This is a genomic window from Microbacterium sp. HM-570 (assembly GCF_054165885.1).
The window spans coordinates 2,637,661-2,649,763 of sequence record NZ_CM135111.1 but is presented as its reverse complement, the minus strand read 5'-3'; the positions used below and the strand labels follow the sequence as shown (position 1 = coordinate 2,649,763).

13 protein-coding genes are annotated in these 12,103 nt (G+C 68.9%); 5 read left to right on the top strand and 8 right to left on the bottom strand.

Going from position 1 to position 12,103, the window contains the following annotated elements:
- Window positions 1–60 precede the first annotated feature (60 nt).
- The 5 genes from ACT9TC_RS12675 to ACT9TC_RS12655 are packed head-to-tail and all read right to left on the bottom strand — an operon-like array spanning window position 61 to window position 6,869.
- Window positions 61–1,140 (bottom strand): ABC transporter permease, encoded by a 1,080-nt coding sequence (locus tag ACT9TC_RS12675; RefSeq protein WP_458040836.1) that lies wholly within the window; start codon window positions 1,138–1,140, stop codon window positions 61–63.
- Window positions 1,140–2,078, bottom strand: coding sequence for an ABC transporter ATP-binding protein (locus ACT9TC_RS12670; RefSeq protein WP_458040835.1), 939 nt, complete (start codon window positions 2,076–2,078; stop codon window positions 1,140–1,142). The genes ACT9TC_RS12675 and ACT9TC_RS12670 overlap by 1 nt, the downstream gene beginning before the upstream one ends.
- A 41-nt stretch (window positions 2,079–2,119) precedes the next feature.
- The gene (locus ACT9TC_RS12665; RefSeq protein WP_458040834.1) at window positions 2,120–3,088 is read right to left on the bottom strand and encodes an NAD-dependent epimerase/dehydratase family protein; all 969 of its coding nucleotides are present in this window, start codon (window positions 3,086–3,088) and stop codon (window positions 2,120–2,122) included.
- Complete coding sequence (locus ACT9TC_RS12660) at window positions 3,085–5,826, bottom strand: alpha/beta fold hydrolase (protein ID WP_458042929.1); 2,742 nt, start codon at window positions 5,824–5,826, stop codon at window positions 3,085–3,087. The genes ACT9TC_RS12665 and ACT9TC_RS12660 overlap by 4 nt, the downstream gene beginning before the upstream one ends.
- 20 nt (window positions 5,827–5,846) lie before the next feature.
- A complete protein-coding gene (locus ACT9TC_RS12655; protein ID WP_458040833.1) occupies window positions 5,847–6,869 on the bottom strand; it encodes a 3-oxoacyl-ACP synthase III in 1,023 nt (340 codons plus the stop codon).
- Window positions 6,870–7,041: 172 nt separating this feature from the next.
- Between ACT9TC_RS12655 and ACT9TC_RS12650 the strand changes: the two genes are divergently transcribed.
- The 5 genes from ACT9TC_RS12650 to ACT9TC_RS12630 all read left to right on the top strand — a co-directional run bounded on the left by ACT9TC_RS12650 (window position 7,042) and on the right by ACT9TC_RS12630 (window position 9,347).
- The gene (locus ACT9TC_RS12650; RefSeq protein WP_458040832.1) at window positions 7,042–7,731 is read left to right on the top strand and encodes an HAD family hydrolase; all 690 of its coding nucleotides are present in this window, start codon (window positions 7,042–7,044) and stop codon (window positions 7,729–7,731) included.
- A 36-nt stretch (window positions 7,732–7,767) separates the two neighbouring features.
- A complete protein-coding gene (locus tag ACT9TC_RS12645; RefSeq protein WP_458040831.1) occupies window positions 7,768–7,920 on the top strand; it encodes a hypothetical protein in 153 nt (50 codons plus the stop codon).
- Between the two features lie 116 nt (window positions 7,921–8,036).
- Entirely contained in the window at window positions 8,037–8,474 is a 438-nt protein-coding gene (locus ACT9TC_RS12640) for a helix-turn-helix transcriptional regulator (protein ID WP_458040830.1), read from the top strand.
- 10 nt (window positions 8,475–8,484) lie between these two features.
- On the top strand, window positions 8,485–8,898 hold the full coding sequence (locus ACT9TC_RS12635) for a VOC family protein (RefSeq protein WP_458040829.1): 414 nt from the start codon (window positions 8,485–8,487) through the stop codon (window positions 8,896–8,898).
- Entirely contained in the window at window positions 8,895–9,347 is a 453-nt protein-coding gene (locus ACT9TC_RS12630; RefSeq protein ID WP_458040828.1) for an iron chaperone, read from the top strand. The genes ACT9TC_RS12635 and ACT9TC_RS12630 overlap by 4 nt, the downstream gene beginning before the upstream one ends.
- A gap of 45 nt (window positions 9,348–9,392) precedes the next feature.
- Here the strand turns inward: ACT9TC_RS12630 and ACT9TC_RS12625 are convergent, their stop codons facing one another.
- The 3 genes from ACT9TC_RS12625 to ACT9TC_RS12615 all read right to left on the bottom strand — a co-directional run bounded on the left by ACT9TC_RS12625 (window position 9,393) and on the right by ACT9TC_RS12615 (window position 11,982).
- Window positions 9,393–10,073, bottom strand: coding sequence for an esterase/lipase family protein (locus tag ACT9TC_RS12625; RefSeq protein WP_458040827.1), 681 nt, complete (start codon window positions 10,071–10,073; stop codon window positions 9,393–9,395).
- On the bottom strand, window positions 10,070–10,861 hold the full coding sequence (locus ACT9TC_RS12620; protein ID WP_458040826.1) for an alpha/beta fold hydrolase: 792 nt from the start codon (window positions 10,859–10,861) through the stop codon (window positions 10,070–10,072). Before ACT9TC_RS12620 ends, ACT9TC_RS12625 begins: the two co-directional genes overlap by 4 nt.
- Window positions 10,862–10,938: 77 nt before the next feature.
- Window positions 10,939–11,982, bottom strand: coding sequence for a glycerophosphodiester phosphodiesterase family protein (locus ACT9TC_RS12615; RefSeq protein WP_458040825.1), 1,044 nt, complete (start codon window positions 11,980–11,982; stop codon window positions 10,939–10,941).
- Between the last annotated feature and the right edge of the window lie 121 nt (window positions 11,983–12,103).

The window sequence follows — 12,103 nt, the reverse complement described above, 5'->3', positions numbered from 1 at the left end:
CCCGGTCACCGAGCTTGTCGAAGTGACCCGCAGCGCCCTCGGCGTGCGCTGATCCGCGACTTACCCGAAAGCGGGTTCTGCAGTACGCCTAGGCGATGCGGCTACCCCGGGGAAGACGTTTCGCCGGTGTGCGGGTGCGCAACCCAGCCCACAACAGCACCCCGCCCGCGAGCACGATCTGGATGCCGAGGCCCGCGAACCAGCTCGGCACCGTGCGCGAATACACTTCTTCGGGCGTCTCGCCCGGGGCGTACATGCCACGCGAATCGCACTCGTCCCACGACGAACCTTCGGGTGGCAACTGGGCGGCGCGCACGCACCACGCGATCTGACCGAACGTGTCGACGGGGTACCCCTCGCGCGAGAAGGCGATGGGAGTGGCGTCGGCAAGTATGACGAACGGGTTCGCCGCCAGGATCCACCACACGTGGTCGTACCGCGGCACCTCACGTTGCGATTCCTGCCACGGGCACACGTGGGCGGATTGGTCGTCGTCAGGCCCTCGGAGGTGTATTCATACGAGCGGTAGCGGTCCGTCACCTCGGTGCGCACGGCCGCGCTCCCGAGACCGAACGCAACGACGGTGCCGATGGTCAGCGCGGCGACCACCAAGTAGGTCGTGGCGACCGAGAACAGTGGACGATTCAGGATGCCCGAGAACCCGACGCCGAGGGCGGCGATGACGCCGATCTCGACGATCAACACACCGAGGGACGCCGCGACCACTCCCGCCGGCACATCGCCCGCAAGCGACATGAACACGATGAAGGGCACGGCGACGAGCGCGAACGCCAGACCCGTTGCCCACGCGGCCACGAACTTGCCGGTCAGGATCTGAGCGGTCGAGACCAGAGTGACCTGCACGGGCGCAAGCGTCGCCTGGTCGCAATCGCCGTTGATCGCGTTGCCGCTCAGCGCCGGACTGACGAAGGTCACGAGCAGCAGGACGATGTAGACGGCGACCGAGTAGGCACCGCGCAACTGGTCCATCGAGCCCGAGAAGACCATGCTGGCCAGCAGAGAGACCACGAGCAGAATCACGGCGAACAGCGACAGCAGCACGTACCACGCAACGCTGCGCACGCGCTGCCGCAGCTCGAGGGCGGCGACCGTGGCGGTGCCTGAGCCGAAGTTCTTCATCACTGCCCCTCCCCTCCCTCGGTGCCCGGCCTGTTTCCCGGGCCTGCATCGAGATCCTCACCGAGATCGAGGAAGGTCCGCTCGAGGGCGCCGGTGGCGGGCGCGAACTCCGCGACGGGCAGGCCTGCGGCGACGAGACGGGCCAGCGCTGCCGCCGCATCCGATTCCGACGCGAACGGGATCAGGATGTCGCGGCGCTCGCTGCGCACGGATGCCCCGTCGAACTCGGGGCGTGCCTCGACGATGCGGCCCACGGCATCCGCGCCTTCGCCGCCCGCCGCGGTCAACCGCACGCGCCAGTCGCTGAGCCTGGATGCGGCAGCGGCGACACGATCCGCGCCGACGGTTTCGCCGCGCACCATGAAGACAGCGTCGTCCGCGACCTCTTCGAGCTCGGAGAGCACATGACTGGAGACAAGGATCGTGCGCCCCTCCGCCGCGAGCCGGCGCAGCAGCTGCCTCAGCTCGACGCGCGCTCGGGGGTCGAGCCCCGAAGCCGGTTCGTCGAGCAGCAGCACACTCGGCTCGTGAACGAGCGCACGGGCGAGCCCCAAACGCTGCTTCTGCCCGCGTGACAAGACTCGGGCGGGAGCGTCCGCGAGGTCTGCGAGGCCGACCAGCTCGATCAGTTCGCCGACGCGCACCGCGGCCTTGTCGTGCGGAATCCGGTAGAGCCGAGCCGTCGTCACGAGCGTCTCGCGCACGGTCAGCGAGGGCCAGGCCCCCAGCGCGTCGGGCATCCAGCCGAGCAACGCGCGAGCTCCCTGGGGATCCGAGACGGGGTCCACTCCCCCGATCCGCACCTCACCCGCGTCGGGAATGAGAAGCGAGGCCAGCATGAGCAGCAGCGTCGTCTTGCCCGACCCGTTCGGTCCGACGAGTGCCGTCACCCGGCCGGGGTGCGCGACGAGGGTCGCATCGCGGACGGCGTGCACCATCCCCGCCGTTCTGCCCTGGCGAGCAGGGCGTGACCCTCCGATCAGGGGGCGGAGTACTCCGCGAGGCGACGGAGCCCCTCGTCGATGCTGACGGTCGGAGCCCAATCGAGGGCCTGACGTGTCTCGCGCTGATCGAACCAGTGCGCGGTCGACAGCTGTTCGGCCAAGAAACGAGTCATCGGGGGTTCGTCCTCTCCCGGCCGGAGCGCCCAGGCCCGTTCGATCAGCGATCCCGCCGTGCGCGCGACACCCGCGGGGATGCTCCACCGCGGGGGCCGCACGCCCGAGGCTAGGCAGATTCCCGCAAGGAGTTCACCGACCGGCCGCGGCTCGCCGTTTGTGATCACGAACGCACGTCCTCGCGCGGTGTGGGCCCGGTGGAGCGCGGCCACGATCCCGGTGGCCGCGTTGTCGACGTAGGTCGAGTCGATCAAGGCCCGTCCGCCGTCGAGCAGCGGCAGGCGCCCCCGGCGCGCGCGGTCGAGGATGCGGCCGACCAGCTGCGTGTCCCCCGGCCCCCAGGCGAGGTGCGGGCGCACCGCCACAACCCGCATGGCGTCCGAGTCGCGGTCGAGCGCGATCAGTTCGGCTTCGGCCTTCGTACGGGCGTACTCGCCCCGGGCGTCGGTCGGCGACGCCGGCTCTGCGCCCACCCCGGCGAGCGCAGAACCAGCATGCGCCACGGATGGCGACGACACCTGCACGAACCGGGATGCTCCGGCCCGCGCCGCGGCGTCGAGCACGGCCCGCGTTCCCTCGACATTCACAGCACGAAACTCCGCGGGGTCGCCCGCGAGCGACACCTTCGCGGCGAGGTGAACAACGCCCTCTGCCCCGTCAACGAGGCGCGCGACTGCATCTGCGTCGGTGATCGAGCCGCGGATGTCGGCGACCCCCTCGACCCCCGAGGGTCGACGCTGCAGCGTGCGCACATCGTGCCCGGATGCGGCCAGCTCCGCCGCAACGGCGCGACCGAGGTATCCGGATGCCCCCGTCACCGCGACGATCACGGCCGAGTCATCCGTCCGCCCGCGAGGGTGCGCTCGGCCCACTCCGACAGACGCGTGCGGTCGATCTTGGAGTTGTGACGGATGTCGGTGGGCAGCTGTCGAACGACCAGCACCGCGACGAGGGGCAGTTCTGTGCGTGCCCGAACGTCCGCGGTCAGCTCGGGAGAGGCCAGGCCGGGGCGTGCGACAGATGGCACGGCCTCGACGACGGCCACGGCTTGGTGAAGCCCCTCCGGGCCGACCCCGACGACCGCCGCGCGCCGAACGCCTGCCGCGCCCTCCATCTGCTGTTCCGGCCCGACGGGGGCGACCGGACCGTCGGCGGTGGTCAGAACGTGGGGCAGGCGTCCCTCGATCCAGAGGCGACCATCCGCGTCGAGATGGCCGACATCGCCTGTGCGGTGCCAGCGCCCGTCGGCGGGGATATCGCGGACCGCCCCTCGGTCGGTCAGCCAGAGCCGGTCGTACGACGTCTTCAGGTGCGCGGCCGACACAATGACCTCGCCCAGCACGCCGGGCTCGTCGCTCGGCGCCCCGACAGCGCGGCCCTCGGCATCCAACGCACTGATGAGCACCCGGTTCGACCCGATGGGCGAGCCGACGCAGACGCCGCGGTCGGCGGCATCCGATACGGCGCGAATGCCCGCGAGGGTCACGTCCGTGACGAGCAGACATTCGGTCATGCCGTACGGAGTGTGGGGTTCGGCGTGGGGCATCAGCTCAGCCGCGGCGGCCAGCAGCGGCTCACCGACCGGAGCGCCGGTCGAGAGGAATGTCCTGACGCCCTCGAGCGCACGACGATCGTCGCCAGACAGGTCACCGGCGGTGGCGACGACGTTCAGGATCGCTGCAGGCGAGAGGAAGACGATGCGCGCATCGGAGGCCCGCACCGCTGCCGCGACGGCCCGCGCGGTGAGGGTCCGCGGTGCCGAGACATCCATATCCGGCGTCGCCGACCGGGTACCGAGCGCGGGCCCCAGCAGGGCAAACGGCGCGAAACCGGTCACGAGCCCCGTGTCGGTGCTCACCTCGAAGTGAGCCGCGAGCACATCACGGAGCGCCGAAAGCTGACGATGCGTGTACGCGACGCCCTTCGCGGGGCCCGTCGAGCCCGACGTGAACAGGATCGCCGCGGGATCTTCGGGCGCCGGCTCTGCGGGCAGGGCACCCGAGCGGAGCGCCGCGGCGCCCGTGCGAGCGATCTCCGACAGATCGTGCGCAACACCGAGAAGTTTCGCGGATGCTCGGGGCAGGCGCGCGACCGAGATGCGCATGCCGGGCCATCCCAGCGCCCGGGCTGCGGAAAGTCCCGGCAACTCGCCGATGACGACATCCGGCCAGGCCCCCCGCACGGCGCGCGAGAGTCCGCGGACGCCGAGCCCAGCATCGGCCACGACGACGACCGCGCCGATGCGCAGGCACGCGTAGACGACAGCGGTGAGTGTGGGCCCCGGCGGGACGAGCACCGAAACGCGCTGCCCCTTCTTCACCCCGGCGCGGTCAAGGCCCGCCGCCAGGCTCCGGACGCGGTCGTCGAGCTGCCGCCAGCTGACGCGCCGCACGCCGCTCAGCTGCTCAGAACCCTGCCGTCCCGCGCGCGTCTTCACCGCCATGTCGATGATCGCGACATCGTCGTCGTCGCGTCGTGCCTCGAGCGCGGCCCACAACGGGGTGAATGACTCGGCCTCAGAATCCGCAACGGTCGAGACATCCGTGGTCGAGACATCCGTGGTCGAGACATCCGTGGTCGAGACATCCGTGGTCGAGACATCCGACCCGCCGGCATCTCCCAGAACAAGCGCCTCGGCGTTGTCGCCGAGCCACGTCAGGATCGCATCCGCGTAGGGCCGGTCCTCGGCGAGCAGATGGCCCGCGCCCTCGAAGCGGTGCACATCGGCGTGGGGCAGACGGTCGATCAGGTCGTCCAGGTACCGGTCGCCGAAGATCGGATCCTTCGGGCCCCACAAAAGCAGAGCGGGCACCGTGAGCTCCGCCACGCCGGCGGCGATGCGCTGCAATTCCGCAAAGCTCCCGTGCGACGCATCCACCGGGATATCCGCGACGAAGGCGCCGATGCCGTGCCGCTGCGCGGCCGAAGAATAGGGCGCACGGAAGGCATCCTTGACCTCCGGCGCGAGCGGCGGCTGGGCCAGCGCGAGCGTCGTCTCGAGAAAGGCGGGGGTCGCGACGGTGGACGCCGCGAGCACACCGCGAGCGCCGGCGAGGCGCAGCGGGGCCGGGATCGGCACGCCTTCGGGATGGTGCACGGCCGTGTTCAGCGTGATGACTCCGGCGAGGAGCTCGGGGTGATCGATCGCCCACCCCAACGAGATCACACCGCCCCAGTCATGGCCGAGCGTGATGACCGGGCCCGCGATGCCCAGGTCATCGGTGAAGTCGGCGAGGTCGTTGACCCGCTGCGGCAGAGTCCGGGTCGTCCCCGTGCGCGCTGAAAAGCCCATGTCGAGCTGGTCGACCGCGATCACGCGCCAGGCCGGCTGGCCCGCTTCTGCGGCCCGCAGCGACGCCGAGGCAAGGCGACGCCACAGGTACGACCAGGTCGGGTTGCCGTGCACGGCGAGGATCGTCCCCGCGACCTCCACGCCACGCTCTCGTGCGACGCGCTCGAGTTCGTCGCCGGTGTCGAGATAGTGCCACTCGCGCGAGACATCCGCTGTCCGATCGCGCACGAGGCGCGTACGACTGAAGCGGATGTCGAAATCAGGCAATCCTGCGATCGTCCGCCTCTCAGCGTCGTTCACCAGGCGAGTTCCATCATGGCCGTGTTCAGCCCCGAGCCGACTCCCATCAGCAGCACCCGGTCGCCCCTGCGCAGCGACGCCTGCTCTTCGACCAGCGTGATCGGGACCGACGCCGGGCCGATGTTTCCGTAGTGCGGGAAGGTCGTCGGAACGCGGGAGGCATCCAGATTCACCGCCTTGACGATCGCGTGCGTGTGGATCGACGAGACCTGGTGCGTGATGTACCGGTTCATCGATTTCCAGTCCCACTCGTGCGCGGCGTCTTTCCAGGCCGAGACGACCAGGTCGAGCCCGCCCTTGAGGAGAGCCTTCGCGTCGGTGAACATGCCATCGACGCTGCCGACGCAGAGCCGGTGAAACTCGGTCGCGGCGCGGGTGACTCCGCCGAGGATGCGGTGCCCCTCGGGGTGCTCGTCGGCACGGCCGAGCACGGCCGCCGCGGAGCCCGAGCCCAGCGTGAGAGAGGCGAACTCGCTCATGAAGCCGTCACGATCGCTCTCGGCGAGCAGAAGGCGCTCGATCGTGTTGACCTGAATCTCGTCGGCGTCTTCGCCTGCGACGACGACGGCGTAACGGATTTGACCGGATTCGATCATCGTCGCGGCGAGCGACATGCCGTTGATGAAACCGAGGCAGGCGTTGGCGATGTCGAAGTTGACCGCGGAGCTCGGCAGGTCGAGTCCGTGGTGCAGGGCGACGGCAACGGAAGGCTCGAGATTCGTTCGCGTAACGGAGGTGTTGATCAGTAGACCGACCTCGGACGCGTCAACCCCCGCTTCCGCGAGCGCGCGCTGCCCGGCCGTGATGGTGGCCGCGTCGACCGTCTCGCCCGCGGCCCAGTTGCGTCGCTCGAGGACACCGGCGACGCGTTTGAGCAGACCGCTGCGGAGCTTCAGGCGTTTCAGCGACGGCGCCAGGCGGTCTTCGATGTCGTCGGAGGTCGTCACACGACCGGGAAGAACGCTCGCAACAGAGAGCAACGCGACGTTGCTGAAGCGAGCGGTGGCATTTCCGGGCACAGAATCTCCTTCAGGAGGTCGTTACATTCCCCCTCATATGGTTTTACCTCACTCTGTCTGTGTGTTGGCGGGGGTTGCGCTTTCGCAGGCATGCGAGGCGCACCGACTGGCACACTCGAGGGGATTCCGCCAGCCCCTCGGCACCCGGCGCGTGATGCCGTTTGCTGGGACCATGTCCCCACCCCCCGCCGACCCGATCGCGGTCCTCTTCGACATCGATGGAACCCTCGTCGACTCGAACTACCTTCACATTGACGCCTGGGACAGGGCGTTCGTCGAAGCGGGACATCCGGTCGACGTGTGGCGCATCCACCGCGCGATCGGTATGGACTCGGGCAAGCTGCTGGAACGCCTGCTCGGAGAGGATGCCGAAGCTGTGGGCGACACCGTGAAGCAGGCGCACGCCCGGAACTACTCAGAGACGACCGACCGACTCCGGGCGTTCGCTTCCGCCCGCGAGTTGCTGGGCGAACTCTCGCGTCGCGGACATCGCGTCGTCTTGGCGACCTCGGCGCCCCAGGAAGAGCTGGACGCGCTCCTCGCCGTGCTCGATGTTCCGGATGCCGTGGACGCGGTCACCTCCGGCGAGGACGTCGAGGCAGCCAAGCCCGAACCCGATCTGGTCAACGTCGCCGTGGAGCGGGCTCAGGTCACCCCCGAGCGTGCGCTGCTGGTCGGCGACTCCGTGTGGGACATCTACTCGGCATCGCGCGCGGGAGTTCGGAGCGTCGGGGTGCGCAGCGGCGGGTACAGCTCAGAAGAACTTCTCGCAGCGGGCGCCGTCGCCGTCTACGACGACGTCGCGGATCTACTCGCACACCTCGAAGAGAGCCCTATCGTCGCCAGCACCTACGAAATCTGAGCAAGCCCCATCACATCCTCGATAAAGGAGCACGAAATGAACGAATCCACCACAGAATCGGGACGCGACGCCGACGAGCAGTCGCAGCAGGCCGACGATGCCGCCGCGGATGCCGGCTCGGAATCGCCCGAAGAGGGCGCAGCGGCGATGGAAGACGCCGAGGACGCGGTTGTCGATCAGGGCGACTGAGCCGACAGAGGCGCGACCCCGATCGCTGCGTACCGCTCTCACCGCATGAATGCGAACGCTGCCCCGCTCGATCTCACCCCTCGACATCCGGCCCCGGGTGCTGAGAGCATGTCGGGATGGCGCCACCTGCCGCCGCTGAGCTTCGCGATCTGGCGCTTCTGCGGCGGGTACGTGACCGGATGGATCGGGACTACTCGCAGCCGCTCAATGTCGAAGCCCTTGCACGCAGCGTCCACATGTCGGCCGGTCACCTCAGTCGCACGTTCCGTCGCGCATTCGGCGAATCGCCCTATTCGTACCTGATGACCCGGCGAATCGAACGGGCGATGATGCTTCTGCGGCAGACCGACCTGAGTGTTACCGACATCAGCCTCGCGGTGGGGTGCGCGTCGCTGGGCACGTTCAGCACGCGCTTCACCGAGCTCGTCGGCGTATCCCCGAGCGTCTACCGGGACCACGGCGCGGATGCGACCGCCGGCATGCTCCCGTGCATCGCAAAACAGGTGACCAGACCGATCAGAAATCGAGAAGTGCCCGTCAGCGCCCGTCGGTAACCTGGCCCTCATGAGCGTCACGATTCACTCCAGCTTCCTGCCCGCCACGGATCCGGATGCCTCACTCGCCTTCTATCGAGACGTGCTGGGATTCGAAGTCCGCCTCGACGTCGGCTACGAGAACCTGCGGTGGATCACGGTCGGCCCGGTCGGCCAACCCGACACCGCGATCGTGCTGCACCCGTCCACGGCGAACCCGGGCGTCACCGAGGACGAGGGGCGCGTGCTGCTCGAACTCATCGCGAAGGGCACGTATTTCGGTGTGAACCTTGCGACCGACGACCTCGATGCCCTGTTCGCGACGCTGGAATCGCGCGGCGCCGAGATCGTGCAGGAGCCGATCGATCAGGACTACGGGGTGCGCGACTGCGCCTTCCGTGCCCCCGCCGGCAACACGATCCGCGTTCAGGAGAACAAGCCGTGAGCCCCGCAGCGAAGAAGCCCAACGCATCCCTCTCGGCCGAGGAGCGCGCCGCTGTCAAGGAGCGCGCCGCCGAACTCCGGGCCGAGGGGCGCGCGGGTCGGGGTGCCGCAAAGATCTCGGCCGAGGAGCGCACCGCTCTGAAGACCATCGAGGAGATGCCGGAACCCGATCGAACGATCGCGACGCGCATCCACTCAGTGATCACAGACGTCGCCCCCGAAATGACCGTCAAACTCCGCTACGGCATGCCCACGTATTCGAAGGACGGCAAGATCGTGTGTTTCTTCCAAGCGGCATCCAAGTTCGACACGAGGTATCCGACCCTCGCCTTCGACGAGAACGCGCAGCTCGACGACGGAACGATGTGGGCGACCGCGTTCGCTCTGACGGAGTTCACCGACGCGAACGAGAAGAAGATCCGAGAGCTCGTCGAGAAGGCGGTCGGCTGACGGTTCACCCGATCCTCATCCGGGTTCATCCGACACGATTCCGGTTCACGCCGTCAGCGTCTCGAGTTCCTCCAGGATGCGCGGGTCGGCGAGCACGCGGAAGTGCCCCATCGTGTCGAGCACGACGTTGCGCGCCCCGGGCAACGCGCTCCCGCCCGGAATGTGCGGGTCGAAGCGCCCGTAAACGGACACGATGTTGGCGTCGATCGTCGTCTCGAGCAGCAGGGCGCGGATCGTGGCGTCGCGGGGCGAGAATCCCCGCAGGGCAGGATTCACGAAGAACCGGGCGTACCGCGATCCCGCGAACGGTGTCGCGATCGCCAGCATCCCCGTCACGTGCTCGGGCGTCGCGCCCGAGATCATCGCCTGCTTGCCGATCAACCCGCCCTTGCTGTGGGCGACGATCACCGCGCCGCGCACGTCGTTCTCGCGCAGGTACTGCACCACGGCGACGGCGCTCTCGATGACCGGCCGGCCGTTGCGGCGCAGGGCGCCGACGACGTGCACCGGGTACCCCCGCCGGTGCATCGCCACGATCAGCGGGCGCATGAAGTGCCACGACTCGTAGATCCCGGGTAGCACCACGAGGGGTGTGCGGTGCCCGGTACGGAAGGTCGCGGGATCGGTGCGGTCGAACACCCCGCGCGCCTGCGCCGCGATGGCGTAGGCGTAGTCGCGCACCCAAGCGCCGAGCATCACAAGCGGGGATGCACCCCGGATCGTCATGCCGGCGCGCTTCCGCGAACGACCCCGCGCCCGCGGGCGAGAAAGGCGTCGACCGCGGATGCCACGGCTCGCGCCCCCGCGAACTGCACGACGTGTCTGTGGCCGGGCACGATGATCAGCGAACCCTCGCGTGCACGGTCGCGCAATCGCCGGCACCATTCGAGGCCTGCCACGGGGTCATTCCCCCCGCGCAGAACGAGCACCGGGGCCGTGAGTTCGGCGACCCGCTCTTCGATCGGGTACGCCATCATGTGGCGCAGCTGGGTGAGGTACCAGGGCATTCCGCACCGGATGTAGTCCGCGAACACGATCGTGTTGACGAGCGGCGGCTCACCCAGCGTGTCGAGGGCGAGCGCGGCGCTCTGCGCTCGAAGCGTCCGATGCTCGTCGTCCGCGACCGGACCGATCAGCACGACACTCGCCGCGAGGTCGGGGCGCTGGCGCGCAAGTTCGACGACCCACTGCGCACCCATCGAATGACCCACGAGCACGGCGCGGGGCACGTCAAGCCGATCCAGGACGTCGGCGAGCGCCCGCGCCATCCGTTCCTGCTCGAACGGCTCCCGCGGGCGACCGAACCGCCCGAAGCCCGGCAGGTCGATCGAGTGCACGTCGCGCGTGCGGGCGAATTCGTCGTGCAACCGGACGAAGTAGCGATGCGACATCCCGATCCCGTGGATCAGGACAACGGGCAGGGGGGCGTCCCCGTCCGATACCCCGGCGCGCGGCGCGAGCGATGAGTACACGCGAAAGCGCCCCCCATCGATGTCGATCTGGATCTGCCGCATGGACCGAGCCTGACAGCCCGGGCGTCCGCGCGTCGAGGGTTGACACGGTGCCCCGACGACGACCTCGCGCGATCGTCTCAGGGTGCGAAGACGTCCATGCCGAGATCGGGGTGATCGACGAACACGCCGTCCACCCCCGCATCCAAGATCACACGCCACTCGGCCTCGTAGTCGCCGAGCGCCGCGGCACCGCCCCGCCCACGGAAGTCCGCGACCAGGAACGAGTTCTCGGGACGGCACGTCCAGGTGAAAACCTTCAGCCCCCGGTCGTGCGCGTCCGCGACGACGGAGGACGGGCCCGTCATACGGCCCAACTTGTTCGGCGCGAGGATCACGCGCTTGTCGACACTGATGCCGTCGAACCGGCCGACCAGGCCATCGAGCCCCGCCGGGTGCACCGTCTGACGGTAGGTCGGTGCGTCATCTCCGCCGGCTACGTAGAGGTCGAAGGGGCGCCCGGCCGCCTCGATCAGATAGATGTACGACGCGTGGATGCCCCGGCCGCGGAGCCGCTCGAGCACGGTCGACTCGAACGACTCGATCACGAGCGCGGCCGAATCGGCCCATCCGCTTCGGCGCAGTTCTTCTTCTACGAGCGGCGCGACGTCGAGACCCACGGACTCGAAGTACGTCGCGTGCTTGATCTCGAGCACGACGCCGATCTCGCGATCCTGCTCGTCCGAGGCATCGCGCACCAGATCGAGCACGTCCGAGAGCCGTAGAACGGGCTGCTGATCATCGAAGCTCGCACTGGCGGGCCGAATCTTCGGCAGCCGCTCGCGGCACTTCAGCGTCGCGAGCTCGGCCCAGGTGAAATCCTCGGTGAACCAGCCGGTGAGCGAGGTTCCGTCCACCGACTTCGTCGTCTTCCGGTCGGCGAACTCGGGCCGGGCCGAGACATCCGTCGTTCCGGAGATCTCATTCTCGTGCCGCACGACCAGCACGCCGTCCCTCGTGGGCACGACGTCGGGCTCGACCGCGTCCACACCCATCGCGAGGGCCAGGTCGTACGAGGACCGACTGTGCTCGGGGCGATACCCCGGGGCACCACGATGCCCGATCACGAGGGGTCGGCCGGGCGACCGGGCGAATGGCCCGTGGGACGGGCTCTCGAGACGCATGTTTCCAGGCTATCCGCGGGCATCCTCCCGACCGCGCGAATGACGGATGCCAGGACGCCCTCATAGGCGTCTCACAGCCCATGACCACGACCCCGCGACGGGCGTCAGATATCGTTGAGAA

What these genes read in the sequence shown, in the direction of transcription:
- ACT9TC_RS12675 (WP_458040836.1), bottom strand. Translation starts at nt 1,140, where the DNA reads ATGAAGAACTTCGGCTCAGGCACCGCCACGGTCGCCGCCCTCGAGCTG.
- ACT9TC_RS12670 (WP_458040835.1), bottom strand. Translation starts at nt 2,078, where the DNA reads ATGGTGCACGCCGTCCGCGATGCGACCCTCGTCGCGCACCCCGGCCGG.
- ACT9TC_RS12650 (WP_458040832.1), top strand. Translation starts at nt 7,042, where the DNA reads ATGTCCCCACCCCCCGCCGACCCGATCGCGGTCCTCTTCGACATCGAT.
- ACT9TC_RS12645 (WP_458040831.1), top strand. Translation starts at nt 7,768, where the DNA reads ATGAACGAATCCACCACAGAATCGGGACGCGACGCCGACGAGCAGTCG.
- ACT9TC_RS12640 (WP_458040830.1), top strand. Translation starts at nt 8,037, where the DNA reads ATGGCGCCACCTGCCGCCGCTGAGCTTCGCGATCTGGCGCTTCTGCGG.
- ACT9TC_RS12635 (WP_458040829.1), top strand. Translation starts at nt 8,485, where the DNA reads ATGAGCGTCACGATTCACTCCAGCTTCCTGCCCGCCACGGATCCGGAT.
- ACT9TC_RS12625 (WP_458040827.1), bottom strand. Translation starts at nt 10,073, where the DNA reads ATGACGATCCGGGGTGCATCCCCGCTTGTGATGCTCGGCGCTTGGGTG.
- ACT9TC_RS12620 (WP_458040826.1), bottom strand. Translation starts at nt 10,861, where the DNA reads ATGCGGCAGATCCAGATCGACATCGATGGGGGGCGCTTTCGCGTGTAC.
- ACT9TC_RS12615 (WP_458040825.1), bottom strand. Translation starts at nt 11,982, where the DNA reads ATGCGTCTCGAGAGCCCGTCCCACGGGCCATTCGCCCGGTCGCCCGGC.